The sequence below is a fragment of the Nocardia rhizosphaerae genome, from assembly GCF_042650365.1.
GTDB lineage: Bacteria > Actinomycetota > Actinomycetes > Mycobacteriales > Mycobacteriaceae > Nocardia > Nocardia rhizosphaerae.
Window position 1 is genome coordinate 1,066,576 of sequence record NZ_JBHSBA010000003.1, and the last position, 12,219, is coordinate 1,078,794.

Consider the following 12,219-nt stretch of genomic DNA (forward strand, 5'->3'; position numbering starts at 1 on the left):
TAGCCGCTGTGAGTCGGGCCACTGGGGCGTGGCATCCGGGGCCGGCCGAACCGTCCAGCGCTGCGGCGCGGCTACCGTGGCACGGTGAGTGCGGGGAATTCGCCCTTGCCGGAAGCCGGTTCGCATTACAGTTTCGCTATGAGCCTAGCCTTGGCCGACCCTGGTCGGACCTTGCTCGACCGGTGTGCGTGGTTGTTCGGGCGTCGGCCACGGCTGCTTGCCGAGGCGGCACGGCGGGAACTGCTGATCAGAGGATTGCCCGCCACCGCGACGGTGCTGTCGGCGCGGTCACGGCGCGGGGAGGGCGGATACCGGTTCACGGTGCGGGTGCAGCTGCCCGGCGAACTGGCCTACGACGCGCGGGTGCGGCAGCGGGTGCGTAGCCAGGATCTCGAGTGGATGCAGCCCGGCGACGCCATCGGCTGCCGGGTCGACCCCGGCGACCGCGAACGCGTCGTACTGTTCGTCCCTGACCTGCCGCAGTCGGGCCGCAGCGCCGCCGCCAAGATCCTCGCCAACGGCCGCCGCGCCGAGGCGACCGTCCTGGCCGTCGCCCCGATCGCCGCCGACTACACCGGCCGCGACGACCCGGTCCTTCGCCTCGACCTCGAACTCCGCGCCTGGGACGAACCCACCCCGTGGCGCGTCCGCCTCATCCAGCCCGTCCCCCTGACCGCCGTCGGCCAGATCGAACTCGGCACCCGCCTCGACGCCGCCTTCTTCACCGTCGACCGGGGAAGTTCGGTTGCCATCGATTTCACCTCGCTGGGCTAGGGCCTAGCTGCCCGCGGAACCGCCCAGCGTCGGCAGCGGAATGAGCATCGGTTGACACGGCATCCCGACCACCGTCGGCATGCATGCTTCGTAGTGGCCGGACCCGCTGCCGTCGACGTCGGCGGCAGCCAACCTACCGCTGAGGTTCGGTGGCAGGCGGACCGAGCCGGGTGGCGAATGCCGTCAACGCTCGTCCGGATGGGTGACGGCCCTGAGCTCGACGAGTGCCTCCAGCCCGGCGAAATCCTTCGGGTTCACCGTGTACAGCGGCAGCCGGTGCACCGACGCGATCGAGGCGATCAGCAGATCGATGCGCCGTGGCTTGGGGTTTCGGTCTGCGGCGAGTACCGCGGCGATGAGGTGACCGTAGCGGCGGGCGGCGCGGGTATCGAACGGAAGTGGATCGAACAGCGCCTCGGCATTCTGCAGACGTTCGATGCGTACCGCGCGCTCTCCTGCGTCGGCGGCATAGTGCGGGCCGGATGCCAACTCTGCCATGGTGATCGAGCTGACGACGATCTCTTCGGGTAGCTCGGCCGCGTCCAGCTCGTCGAACAGGATGACGACGTTGGTGTCGACCAAACCGCGCGTCGGGTCCGTCGTCACCGGGAGTCCTCGGCGGCGAAGGTGCCTCGGCGATGCGCGCGATCGTAGGGGTCGTACAGCGAGTCGTCCACGGCGCTCTCGGCCGACGAGTGCGCTGTGTCGCGCGGCGAAGCCAGGTCGGCGAACGCGTTCAGTACCTCGTCGCGCGGCACTGCGATGCGGCGTCGGCGGTGCCGATGCGGAATCAAGTCGGCCACCGGCGAGCCATCGACCGTGATCGTGTAGGACTGTCCGCCACGAACGTCCCGCAGCACCCTGCTCGCCTCGTTTCGCAGCTCCCGTTGGGGGATCTCAGGCATCTCGGCTGGTGAGCTCATACCCAAGTTTAGCCTGCAGTGCTACAGATGAGCTACACCTTTGCTACGACGTCGGTTCACCCAACGAAAAGGGGCGCCGACGGCAAGGAATGCCGCCGACGCCCGGTCGGTGCGTACTCGCTGGGTCAGCTCCTGGCGATGGTGGACCAGCCGGCGACCTCTTCCGGCTTCCGCGGGCCGGGCCCGGTGTAGATGGCGGCGGGGCGGACGAGCTTGCCCAGCTGCTTCTGCTCCAGGATGTGGGCGCACCAGCCCGCGGTGCGGCCGCAGGTGAACATGGCGGGCATCATGTGGGCGGGGACCTCGGCGAAGTCGAGGATGACAGCCGCCCAGAACTCGACATTGGTCTCGATGGCGCGGTCGGGACGGCGTTCACGCAGTTCGGCGAGGGCGGCCTGCTCGAGCGCGGCGGCGACCTCGAAACGGGGGGCGTCCAGGCGCTTGGCGGTGGCGCGCAGCACGCGGGCGCGGGGGTCCTCGGCCCGGTAGACCCGGTGGCCGAAGCCCATCAGCTTCTCCTTGCGGTCCAGGATGCCCTTGACCAGTGCGCGGGCGTCACCGGACTGCTCGACGGCCTCGATCATCGGCAGCACCCTGGCGGGCGCGCCGCCGTGCAGCGGGCCGGACATGGCGCCGATCGCGCCGGACAGCGAGGCGGCCACGTCGGCGCCGGTGGAGGCGATGACGCGGGCGGTGAAGGTGGAGGCGTTCATGCCGTGTTCGGCGGCGGAGACCCAGTAGGCGTCGATGGCCTCGGTGTGGCGCGGGTCCGGGTCGCCCTTCCAGCGGGTCATGAACCGCTCGGTGACGGTGCCGCACTCGTCGATCTGCTTCTGCGGCACCGCGGGCTGGTAGATGCCGCGCGCCGACTGCGCCACATACGACAGCGCCATCACCGAGGCGCGGGCCAGGTTCTCGCGGGCGGTCTCGTCATCGATGTCGAGCAGCGGCTCGTAACCCCAGATCGGGGCGAGCATGGCCAGGCCGGCCTGCACGTCGACGCGCACGTCGCCGGTGTGCACCGGCAGCGGGAACGGCTCGGCGGGCGGCAGGCCGCGACCGAACTGGCCGTCGACCAGCAGGGCCCACACATCACCGAAGGTGACCCGGTTGGTGACCAGGTCCTCGATGTCGACGCCGCGATAGCGTAGGGCGCCACCGTCTTTGTCCGGCTCGGCGATGTCGGTGGTGAAGGCCACCACGCCTTCCAATCCGCTGACGAAATCCTGGGGTACCGAGCTGGTAGTCATGGGTGACTCTCCTTGCGGGGGCATGCCGATCTGTCTGAACCTTAGACCCGGCGATACCGGGTAGTAATGTCACCCCTGTCCGGGCTGATCCGGAATGGGTGCGCGCTGGAGTAGCGTCTGACCTCATGCGTGACCCGGAACCCGCGACAGCGGCCGACCTCGCCGCCATGCGTGTCGACTACGGCGACCCCCTCTTCGTCCCCGCCGACGAGCCCGATCTGGACGAGACCTGGGTGTCCGGTGGCTGGGAACCGTTGCTGCGCTGCTGGATCGAGCAGGCCACGAGCCTCGGTGTCGCCGAACCCAACGCGATGGTGCTCGCCACCGTCTCGCTGCACGGCCCCGCCCCGCGCCCGGTCGCCCGCACGGTGCTGTGCAAGGGTCTCTCGCCCGATGGGATCACCTTCTACACCAACTACGACTCGGCCAAGGGCGCGCAGCTCGCGGGCGACCCGTACGCCGCGGCGACCTTCCTGTGGCCAGCGCTGGCCAGGCAGGTGCACGTGCGCGGGGTGGCCGAGCGGGTGCCCGCCGAGGTGACCGCGGCGTACTGGGCGGCGCGGCCGCGCGACTCCAGGCTCGGTGCGTGGGCGTCGGCGCAGTCGCGGACGGTGGCATCGCGGGCCGAACTGGATCGCAGGCTGGCCGAGACCACGGCGCGCTTCGCCGATGTGGACGACATCCCGGTGCCGCCGTTCTGGGGCGGCTATCTGCTGCGCCCGGACGAGGTGGAGTTCTGGCAGGGCAGGCGGGGTCGGCTGCACAACCGGATCGTGGTGCGGATCGATGGGGCGAGCACCCGGGTCGAGCGACTGCAACCCTGAGCGTCGGTGGTCTATGTCACCGAAAAATTCGTGGGACCTTTCCTCGTCGATCGCTAGCGTTCCGTGAGTGAAGTTGCTCGCCGACACCGAACCGCTGCGGCACCCGGACTATCGCAGACTCTGGACGACCAACATCGTCACCGTCATCGGCGCGCAGCTCTCGGTCGTCGCGGTGCCGCAGCAGATCTTCCAGATCACCGGCAGCTCGGGCTATGTCGGCCTGGCCGGGCTGTTCGGCCTGGTGCCGCTGGTGGTGTTCGGGCTGTGGGGCGGCGCGCTCGCCGATGTGATGGACCGGCGCACACTGCTGATCATCACCACCGCGGGCACCGGAGCGACGGCCGCCGCGTTCTGGGTGCAGGCCGCGCTCGGGATGACGAACGTATGGCTGGTCCTCGGCCTCTTCGCCGTCCAGCAGGCCTTCTTCGCGGTCAACCAGCCGACCCGCAGCGCCGCCATCGCCCGGCTGCTGCCGCCGGAGCAGATCGCCGCGGCCAGCTCGCTGAGCATGACGGTGCAGAACGTCGGCATGATCGCCGGACCGGTGCTGGCCGGCGTGCTCATCCCGGTCATCGGGTTGCCGATGCTGTATCTGCTCGACTCGATCGCGCTGCTCGCCACGCTGTGGGCGGTGTGGCGGCTGCCCGCCTTCCCGCCCACCGGTGCGCATCGCAGGGCCGGGCTGCGCGCCGTGATCGACGGCTTCCGATATCTGACCGGGCAGCGCGTGCTGCTCGCGTCGTTCGTGGTCGACATCATCGCCATGGTGTTCGGCATGCCTCGCGCGCTGTTCCCGCAGATCGCGCACGAGACCTTCCGCGATCCGGCCCAGGGTGGTGTCGCGCTCGGCCTGCTGTTCGCGGCGATCTCGGCGGGCGCGGTGCTCGGTGGCGTCTTCTCCGGGTGGGTGCCGCGCATCCGCAGGCAGGGGCTGGCGGTGATCGTCTGCATCGTGGTCTGGGGGCTGGCGATGGTCGGATTCGGGGTGGCGGTCGGGATGGCCGGGCACCTGCTCGGGCTCGGTGTGTGGTTGTGGATCGCGGTGGGTTTCCTTGCGCTCGGCGGCGCGGCCGACATGATTTCGGCGGCCTTGCGCACCGCGATGTTGCTGAACGTGTCCACCGACGAGATGCGTGGACGGCTGCAGGGGGTGTTCATCGTGGTCGTGGCGGGTGGACCGCGCATCGGTGATGTTTCCCACGGTTTCGCCGCCGCCAGTCTGGGTACCGCTGTAGCTGCCGCGGGTGGCGGCGTCCTGGTCGTGATCGGGGTGCTGCTCGCCGCGCTGGCCTTCCCGGCGTTCGTCCGCTATCGGGTGACTCGTCCGCACGCCGGTGTCGTCATGAATTGACTTGTGCAAGAAGGGAATTGCCGGTGACAGCAGGCGCTTCGGATGGCCCCGCCCGCGGCGGTGCCCACGATGTTTCCTACACCTCGCAGTGGGCCGATCGCCGCAGGTCGGCGACCTCACGGCCGTCGCGTCGCATAGTGAGGACCGCGCAGGACAACCCTGATTGCTCATCGTCGTCCAGTAAGAGTTAGCGTTAGACCACGCGCGCCGATGCCGACCGCACCGGCGCCGCAGGTTCGGCGCCGGGTTTCAGGGCTCGGCGAGAATCTCAACTAGCCTGAGAGGGATCCTTCCGTGCCCGCTGAGAACATCACCAACGTCGCCGAAGACGCCAAGGCGGTACTGCAGTACCCCGGTGGCGAGTTCCCGATCTCGGTCACCAAGGCCGCGGAGGGCAACGACGGACTCGACCTCGGCAAGCTGCTGGCCAGCACCGGCTACGTCACCTACGACCCCGGTTTCATGAATACCGCGTCGACCAAGTCGGCCATCACCTACATCGACGGTGAAGCGGGCATTCTGCGCTACCGCGGCTACCCGATCGACCAGCTGGCAGGCCGTTCGACCTTCATCGAGGTCAGCTACCTGCTCATCTACGGTGAGCTGCCGACCCAGGCCCAGCTCGACGAGTTCACCGACCGCATCCGTCGCCACACCCTGCTGCACGAGGACCTGAAGCGGTTCTTCGACGGCTTCCCGCGCAACGCGCACCCGATGCCGGTGCTGTCCTCGGCGGTGAACGCGCTGTCGGCCTACTACCAGGACTCGCTGGACCCGCGCGACCCCGAACAGGTCGAGCTGTCGACCATCCGCCTGCTGGCCAAGCTGCCGACCATCGCGGCCTACTCGTACAAGAAGTCGGTCGGCCAGCCGTTCCTCTACCCGGACAACTCGCTGAGCCTGGTCGAGAACTTCCTGCGGATGACCTTCGGTTTCCCGGCCGAGCCCTACGAGGTCGACCCGGAGATCGCCGCGGCGCTGGACATGCTGCTGATCCTGCACGCCGACCACGAGCAGAATTGCTCCACCTCCACGGTGCGCCTGGTCGGTTCCTCCGACGCCAACCTGTTCACCTCGGTCTCCGGTGGCATCAACGCGCTGTGGGGCCCGCTGCACGGCGGCGCCAACCAGGCCGTGCTGGAGATGCTCGACGAGATCAAGGCCAACGGCGGCGACGTCAAGGAATTCATCCGCAAGGTCAAGAACAAGGAAGACGGCGTGAAGCTCATGGGCTTCGGGCACCGCGTCTACCGCAACTACGACCCGCGCGCGACCCTGGTCAAGCAGGCCGCCGACAAGATCCTGTCGAAGATCGGCGGCGACGACCAGCTGCTCGATATCGCCAAGCAGCTCGAAGAGGCCGCCCTGACCGACGACTACTTCGTCTCCCGGCGCCTGTACCCGAACGTCGACTTCTACACCGGCGTCATCTACCGGGCGATGGGCTTCCCGACCCGCATGTTCACCGTGCTGTTCGCCATGGGCAGGCTGCCGGGCTGGATCGCGCACTGGCGCGAGATGCACTCCGAGCCGCTCAAGATCGGCCGTCCGCGCCAGATCTACACCGGCTACGGCGAGCGGGACTACGTCGAGATCGGCACCCGCTGATCCGCCGGATCTGCATCGCGACAAATTCACACTATCGAAGGGGATAGCCCGAATGACCAAGCCGGAGATCGAATTCCAGGAGGGCCCCGCGCCCACCCAGCTCGTGATCAAGGACCTCGTCGAGGGCGAGGGCGCCGAAGCGGTGCCCGGTGGCACCGTGGAGGTGCACTACGTCGGCGTCGAGTTCGAGACCGGCGAGCAGTTCGACTCCTCGTGGGACCGTGGCGAGTCCATCACCTTCCCGCTGCGTGGCCTGATCCAGGGCTGGCAGGACGGCATCCCCGGCATGAAGGTCGGCGGCCGCCGCCAGCTCACCATCCCGCCGGAGCTCGCCTACGGGCCCGCGGGCGCGGGTCACGGACTGTCCGGCAAGACCCTGGTCTTCGTGATCGACCTGCTCGCCGCCCACTGAGCTGAGCGCATCGAAAGCCGGTGGCCGGATTCCGCTCGGAATCCGGCCACCGGCTTTTCGGCACCTACAGCTCGACCAGTTCGAGGTCGGTGCGGCAGAAATCATCTCCGACACACAGCAGTGGCTCGCCCGATGACCACGCCACGGCATAGGTCAGGCAATCGCCGAAGTTCAATGCGGCGGGGTGTCTACCCTCGCCGAATCGGAGAAACGCTGTTTGTGCCGCTCGCCAGTGCTCGGCGCCGAACGAGACGACGTCGAAATCTCGTTCCTGCAGGAAGGTCGCCAGGAGAGGTTTGCCCAGCGGGCCCGCCTTGTGCGCGAGGACCAGGCTCGTCTCGACGAGCGTGGGTGCGCCGATTCGGCATACCGCGGCCTCGCCGATCTTGCGTCCCAGCTGTTCGGCGGTGGGTTCGCCGAGGATACATGCGACGATCGCGGAGCTGTCGATGATCACACGCCACCTGGCCCGTATCCGAGTATCTCTTCTCGCTCTGCCTTGGTGACCGGCGCTCCGAACACTTCCCGCGGAACCTGCGGCCAGATTTCCGACCGTAGGAAGCGGACGAACTCATCGCCGCTGTCTCGATGGCCGGTGCTGCGGTCGAGTCGTTCCAGTTGGTCGTGCAGGGCGCTACGAACGGCTGCGGTCTTGCTCATGCCGGTGCGTGCGGCCAGCTCGGTTGCCAGCCGTTCTGCCTCGGGGTCCTTGATGTTCATCGCCATGGTTCCATGGTACCTACGATTGACGAATGGTACCAATGGTCGAGTCGCGGTCCGCGCCGCTACTCGCGCACGACCTCCACCGGGTCGGTCAGGGCGAGGGCAAGGGCCGACTGCTGGGCCTGGCCGAGCGGGGGGAGGGCCTCGAGTGCCTTGCCGGTCTGGGTGTTCAGATTGCCGACGATGTTCTGCAGGGCGTCGACGCCGGTGGTCATCTGCTCGATCGCCGAGGTGATCTGGGCACCGCCCTGTTCGGCGAGCGCGGGCAGACCGGCCGCGAGTTCGGCACCCTGGGTGAGCTGGACGCGGGCGCTGTCGAGCCGGGCGACGACCGTGCGCAACAGGGTGCCGAGGTCGGTGTTCGGGTCGACAGCGGCGCCGGTGAGTTCGGCGAGGCCGGTGAGCTGGCTGCCCGCCTGGTTGGAAAGGCCCTGCAGTGCTTCGAGTTTGGTGATGATATCGGCGAGCTGCGGGTCACCGGCGAACGGCAGGGCGCGCAGCAGTGGCAGGATCTGATCCAGGCCGGTGCTCAGCGTGTTGGCGCTCTGCTCGACGCCCGCGATGGTGAGGCCGGTCGCGTCGAGCGCGTCGGCGAGCTGGTCGGCCTGGGTGGTCGCGCCGGTGACGGTCCGGTTCAGCAGGTCGATGGCGGCGGTGAGCTCACCGGCGCCCTGCTGCGCGGAGTCGAGGAAGCCGAGCATCTCCTGTGCGCCGCCACCGAACTGGTCGGCGCCGTCGGCCGCCGCGTTCACGCCTGCGCGCAGCAGCTGGGCGGTGAACTGCACCGAGGTCATCTGGTTGCGCGCCTGCGCCACCGCGCTCAGCGCCGCGTCGACACCCGACGCGCCGATCCGGTGCGTCACGGCCGCCACCGCGCCGTTCACCTCGCCCTCGTCGGCACCGTCGTGCGCGGCGACGGTGACCTTGGCGCGCTGCGGCTGCGGCGATGCCAGCGTGGCCATCGAGGCTGTGAGATCCTCGGGCAGGGTGATCACCGCCGCGTAGTCGGCCGGATCGATCTGGCCGGGCGCGGCCACGGTCCACTCGTAGCCGCCCGCCTCTTCCACCGCCTTGGCGACGCGGGCTCCGGTCGGCCCGGAATCGGCGTTGACCAACGCGAAACCGGTCGGCACGTCGGCACCGCTCGAACACGCGGCGATGCCGCCCCCGGCCAGTGCTACTGCCGCGACGAGAAGAGCCAACCGGCCCCGTTTTCCGATCATGGCGCCGACCGTATCGGGGGAGTTCGCTGCGGGTCGTGGGAGAGGTCTGAGAGTTCGGTGAGAAGGCGCGTTTCGGTAGCTGACGGTGTGCTGTCCGGCTCGCGATCCCGGTCAGCGGGACTTCTCTTGGTGATTCGATATGTGCTGCGTCACATCACCTTTCATGGCCTTCTCGCATCCGGTACAAATCTCGAGTCAACCGACATCGAGATATTTTCGATTCGTCCGGGGGGTTGCGGGGATTCACCGGGGGCATCGGGAGGGAGACTTGAACATGGTCCACCACAAGATCGTTCGTTCTGCGCGCCGCGTGTTCGTCGCCGCGCTGCCGCTGGCCGTCGCCACCTCGCTGGTCACCACGGGTACCGCGGTCGCCGACGTCGACACCGAGCGGCAGGCGCAGATCGCAACCGGTCTGTCCAGCAACGTCAGCGCCGAAGGCGTCGACTTCCGCACCGAGGTGGCACCCGACCTGCGCACCATCTCCGCGACCGTCGACAACGGCCGTTTCGTGATCACCCCCGACGCGGTCACCGTGGTCTCCGACTCCGGCGCCACCGTCGGCCAGGTGCCGCTGAAGTTCACCACCGCCACCGGCAACGCCATCGCGATCGCCTCGGTGGTCTCCGAGGACGGCAAGAGCCTGGCCATGGCGCCGCAGCTGTCCACCGACACCGGCGCCGAACTGAAGAACATCGCCACCGACCCGGCGGCGGGCAACAGCGACCCGGTCCAGAACGGTGCCGCCGCTGGCGCGACCGTCGGCGCGATCGCCGCCGCGATCCTGTGCATCCCCGCGCTGGCCGCCTTCATCATCGGCTACGTGTTCTGCGCCATCCCCGGCGTGATCAACATGGCGATCGTCGGTGCCGTGATCGGTGCCGTCATCGGCCTGGTCATCCCGGAGGCCGTGCCGCAGGTGCTGCCCTGACGTCTGAGGTCACGGCACCGGGCTCGCGATCACCGGCCGGTGCCTGAGTATCGATCCACAGAGCCCCGCCGCCGTGCTGTCACGGCCGCGGGGCTCTGTGCTTTCACGTTCAGTGCGCAGGCCGGATCGGCAGGTCGAGGACCAGGCGCGCGCCGCCGAGCCCGCTCGCCTCGAAATAGGCACGGCCGCCGTGCAATTGGGCCTGCTGGGCCACCAGCGCCAACCCGAGCCCCGAGCCGCCCTTGCTCGCGGTGGAGCCGCGAGCGAAGCGGGCGAAGACCGTCTCGCGCTCGGCGACGGGGACGCCGGAGCCGTTGTCGTCGACCGCGATGACGATGCGCGCGTCGGGGGCGCGGTGCGCCGAGACCACCGCGTGGTTGGCACCACCGTGTTTCACCGAGTTGGTCAGCGCGTTGTCGACGGCGAGGCGCAACCCGGCGGGCAGCCCCCGGATCACCAGTTCGGCGTCGGTGTCGATCCGCACCGTCAGGCCGGGATAGTGCCGCATGGCGTCGTGCGCGGCCTTGTCGCACAGTTCGGCCACATCGGTGGGAACGTGGTCGGCCTCGGCGGTGAGGTCGCCCCTGGCCAGCCGTTCCAGCGCGCCGAGTGTGGTCTCGACCCTGGTCTCGTTGCGGGCGAGGTCGTCGAGGATCTCGCGGCGCTGCGCATCGGTGAGGTCGAGGGTGCGCAGCACCTCGAGATCGGTGCGCAGCGCGGTCAGCGGGGTGCGCAGCTCGTGTGCCGACACAGCCGCGAAGTCGCGGGCGGTCTCCAGCGCTGCCGCGGTCTCCGCTTGCGCCTCGTCGACGCGGGCGAGCATGGTGTTCACCGCCTCGGCCAGCTTCACCGCCTCGTCGACGCCGGAGCCGTCGACCGGCGTCGCCCGGTGGTCCGGGTCGCCGAACGCGCTGCGGGCCGACACCTGCTCGGTGAGCTTCACGATCGGGCGCACGGCGCGCCCCGCCAGCAGCCAGCCGAGTGCCGCCGCCGCTGCGACCGCGATCGCCGCGCCGAGCAGGACGAGCCGCTGCTGCTCCGCGGTGGCCTTCGCGGCCTCGGTGGTCGGTATGGCAAGTGAGACGGTTCTGCCTTCCGGCTGGTTCTCGGTCGAGGTCAGTACCCGGTACGGCTGGTCGTTCACCTCGACGGTCTGTGAGCCCGGCGCCAGGTCGGGCAGCTGGGTGGAACTCGAGGCGGTGACCTGGCCGTTGTCGCGCACGGTGAGCGCCATGGTGTTCTGCAGGCCGGTGAGGTTGACGAAACCGGTCGCCAGCACCGGTTCGATCAGCACGATCCGCGAGGCGATCTCGAGCTGCTGGTCGGTTTGGGTCACATTGTTGCGTTCGATGGCCTGGAAACTCACGAAGGTGGCGACCGTGACCACGATGACGGCACCGGCCGCAGCCGCGCCCGCCACCCTGGTTCGCAGCGAAAATGATTGTCTCCGAGGACCTTTCGCCGCGGCATCGATCATTTCGACTCCCGGAGCACGAACCCGACGCCGCGAATGGTGTGCAATATCCTTGGCGTGTCATCTATTTCGAGCTTGCGGCGCAGATATCCGACGAACACGTCGACGACATTCGTATCCGCTATGAAATCGTAGCCCCAGACCAATTCCAGCAGCCGCTCGCGCGTGAGTACCACCCCGGTATTCCTGGCCAAGGTCGAGAGCAATTCGAATTCCCGTTTGGTGAGCTCGATTTCGCGCCCGTGCAGCAGTGCGCGGTACCCGGCCACATCCACCCGAAGCGGTCCGACGGTGATCGTGCCGGGTGCCGTCTGCTCCGGCCCGTCGGTGCGGCGGCGCAGCAGCGCGCGGATCCTGGCCACCAGCTCGGCCAGTTCGAACGGCTTGACCAGATAGTCGTCGGCGCCCGACTCGAGGCCCGCGATCCGCTCGCCGACCGAGGAGCGGGCGCTGAGCACGCAGATCGGTACGTCGTTGCCCATCGCGCGCAGGGCTGTCACCACGCCGGCGCCGTCGAGCACCGGCATGTTCATGTCGAGCACCACCGCGTCGGGCGCGTGCTCGGACACCGAGCGCAGCGCGGCGGCACCGTCGGCGGCGACGAGCACCCGGAACCCGGACAGCCGCAGACCGCGCTCGACCGAGGCGAGGACATCGGCGTCGTCGTCGACGACAAGGACAGTGGCGGCAGCGCGATCGGTCACGGTGCCATGGTAGGCAGCTACC

Annotated in this window: 14 protein-coding genes; 6 read left to right on the plus strand and 8 right to left on the minus strand. The window is 68.9% G+C overall.

Annotation, left to right across the window (positions count from 1 at the left end; genetic code table 11):
• Nucleotides 1–138 precede the first annotated feature (138 nt).
• Nucleotides 139–774, plus strand: a complete 636-nt coding sequence (locus ACFOW8_RS06615; protein ID WP_378546930.1) for a hypothetical protein — start codon at nt 139–141, stop codon at nt 772–774.
• A gap of 183 nt (nt 775–957) precedes the next feature.
• Here ACFOW8_RS06615 and ACFOW8_RS06620 read toward each other — a convergent pair whose 3' ends face one another.
• From ACFOW8_RS06620 to ACFOW8_RS06630, 3 genes are all read right to left on the minus strand, one after another.
• Nucleotides 958–1,380: a type II toxin-antitoxin system VapC family toxin gene (locus tag ACFOW8_RS06620; RefSeq protein ID WP_378546933.1), complete on the minus strand. Its 423-nt coding sequence runs from the start codon at nt 1,378–1,380 to the stop codon at nt 958–960.
• A complete protein-coding gene (locus ACFOW8_RS06625) occupies nt 1,377–1,697 on the minus strand; it encodes a type II toxin-antitoxin system Phd/YefM family antitoxin (protein WP_378546936.1) in 321 nt (106 codons plus the stop codon). Before ACFOW8_RS06625 ends, ACFOW8_RS06620 begins: the two co-directional genes overlap by 4 nt.
• Before the next feature lie 125 nt (nt 1,698–1,822).
• Nucleotides 1,823–2,947: a citrate synthase 2 gene (locus tag ACFOW8_RS06630; RefSeq protein ID WP_378546939.1), complete on the minus strand. Its 1,125-nt coding sequence runs from the start codon at nt 2,945–2,947 to the stop codon at nt 1,823–1,825.
• A gap of 125 nt (nt 2,948–3,072) precedes the next feature.
• On the opposite strand from ACFOW8_RS06630, the gene pdxH reads away from it, so the two are divergent.
• The 4 genes from pdxH (at nt 3,073) to ACFOW8_RS06650 (ending at nt 7,142) form a co-directional block, all read left to right on the plus strand.
• Nucleotides 3,073–3,771, plus strand: coding sequence for a pyridoxamine 5'-phosphate oxidase (gene pdxH, locus ACFOW8_RS06635; RefSeq protein WP_378546942.1), 699 nt, complete (start codon nt 3,073–3,075; stop codon nt 3,769–3,771).
• A gap of 67 nt (nt 3,772–3,838) precedes the next feature.
• Nucleotides 3,839–5,122 carry an MFS transporter gene (locus ACFOW8_RS06640; protein ID WP_378546945.1) on the plus strand — a complete coding sequence of 428 codons (1,284 nt, stop codon included), beginning with the start codon at nt 3,839–3,841 and terminating at the stop codon, nt 5,120–5,122.
• Between the two features lie 294 nt (nt 5,123–5,416).
• Nucleotides 5,417–6,730 (plus strand): citrate synthase, encoded by a 1,314-nt coding sequence (locus tag ACFOW8_RS06645; protein ID WP_378546948.1) that lies wholly within the window; start codon nt 5,417–5,419, stop codon nt 6,728–6,730.
• 52 nt (nt 6,731–6,782) lie between these two features.
• Nucleotides 6,783–7,142: an FKBP-type peptidyl-prolyl cis-trans isomerase gene (locus ACFOW8_RS06650; RefSeq protein WP_378546951.1), complete on the plus strand. Its 360-nt coding sequence runs from the start codon at nt 6,783–6,785 to the stop codon at nt 7,140–7,142.
• Nucleotides 7,143–7,206: 64 nt separating this feature from the next.
• Here the strand turns inward: ACFOW8_RS06650 and ACFOW8_RS06655 are convergent, their stop codons facing one another.
• The 3 genes from ACFOW8_RS06655 to ACFOW8_RS06665 are packed head-to-tail and all read right to left on the minus strand — an operon-like array spanning nt 7,207 to nt 9,088.
• The gene (locus ACFOW8_RS06655; protein WP_378546954.1) at nt 7,207–7,599 is read right to left on the minus strand and encodes a type II toxin-antitoxin system VapC family toxin; all 393 of its coding nucleotides are present in this window, start codon (nt 7,597–7,599) and stop codon (nt 7,207–7,209) included.
• Nucleotides 7,596–7,868 (minus strand): type II toxin-antitoxin system VapB family antitoxin, encoded by a 273-nt coding sequence (locus tag ACFOW8_RS06660; protein WP_378546957.1) that lies wholly within the window; start codon nt 7,866–7,868, stop codon nt 7,596–7,598. Before ACFOW8_RS06660 ends, ACFOW8_RS06655 begins: the two co-directional genes overlap by 4 nt.
• A 59-nt stretch (nt 7,869–7,927) precedes the next feature.
• Complete coding sequence (locus ACFOW8_RS06665) at nt 7,928–9,088, minus strand: hypothetical protein (RefSeq protein WP_378546960.1); 1,161 nt, start codon at nt 9,086–9,088, stop codon at nt 7,928–7,930.
• Between the two features lie 274 nt (nt 9,089–9,362).
• Between ACFOW8_RS06665 and ACFOW8_RS06670 the strand changes: the two genes are divergently transcribed.
• Nucleotides 9,363–10,019: a hypothetical protein gene (locus ACFOW8_RS06670; protein WP_378546963.1), complete on the plus strand. Its 657-nt coding sequence runs from the start codon at nt 9,363–9,365 to the stop codon at nt 10,017–10,019.
• Nucleotides 10,020–10,128: 109 nt separating this feature from the next.
• Here ACFOW8_RS06670 and ACFOW8_RS06675 read toward each other — a convergent pair whose 3' ends face one another.
• A complete protein-coding gene (locus ACFOW8_RS06675; RefSeq protein ID WP_378546966.1) occupies nt 10,129–11,496 on the minus strand; it encodes a sensor histidine kinase in 1,368 nt (455 codons plus the stop codon).
• Nucleotides 11,493–12,197: a response regulator transcription factor gene (locus ACFOW8_RS06680; RefSeq protein ID WP_378546969.1), complete on the minus strand. Its 705-nt coding sequence runs from the start codon at nt 12,195–12,197 to the stop codon at nt 11,493–11,495. The genes ACFOW8_RS06675 and ACFOW8_RS06680 overlap by 4 nt, the downstream gene beginning before the upstream one ends.
• Between the last annotated feature and the right edge of the window lie 22 nt (nt 12,198–12,219).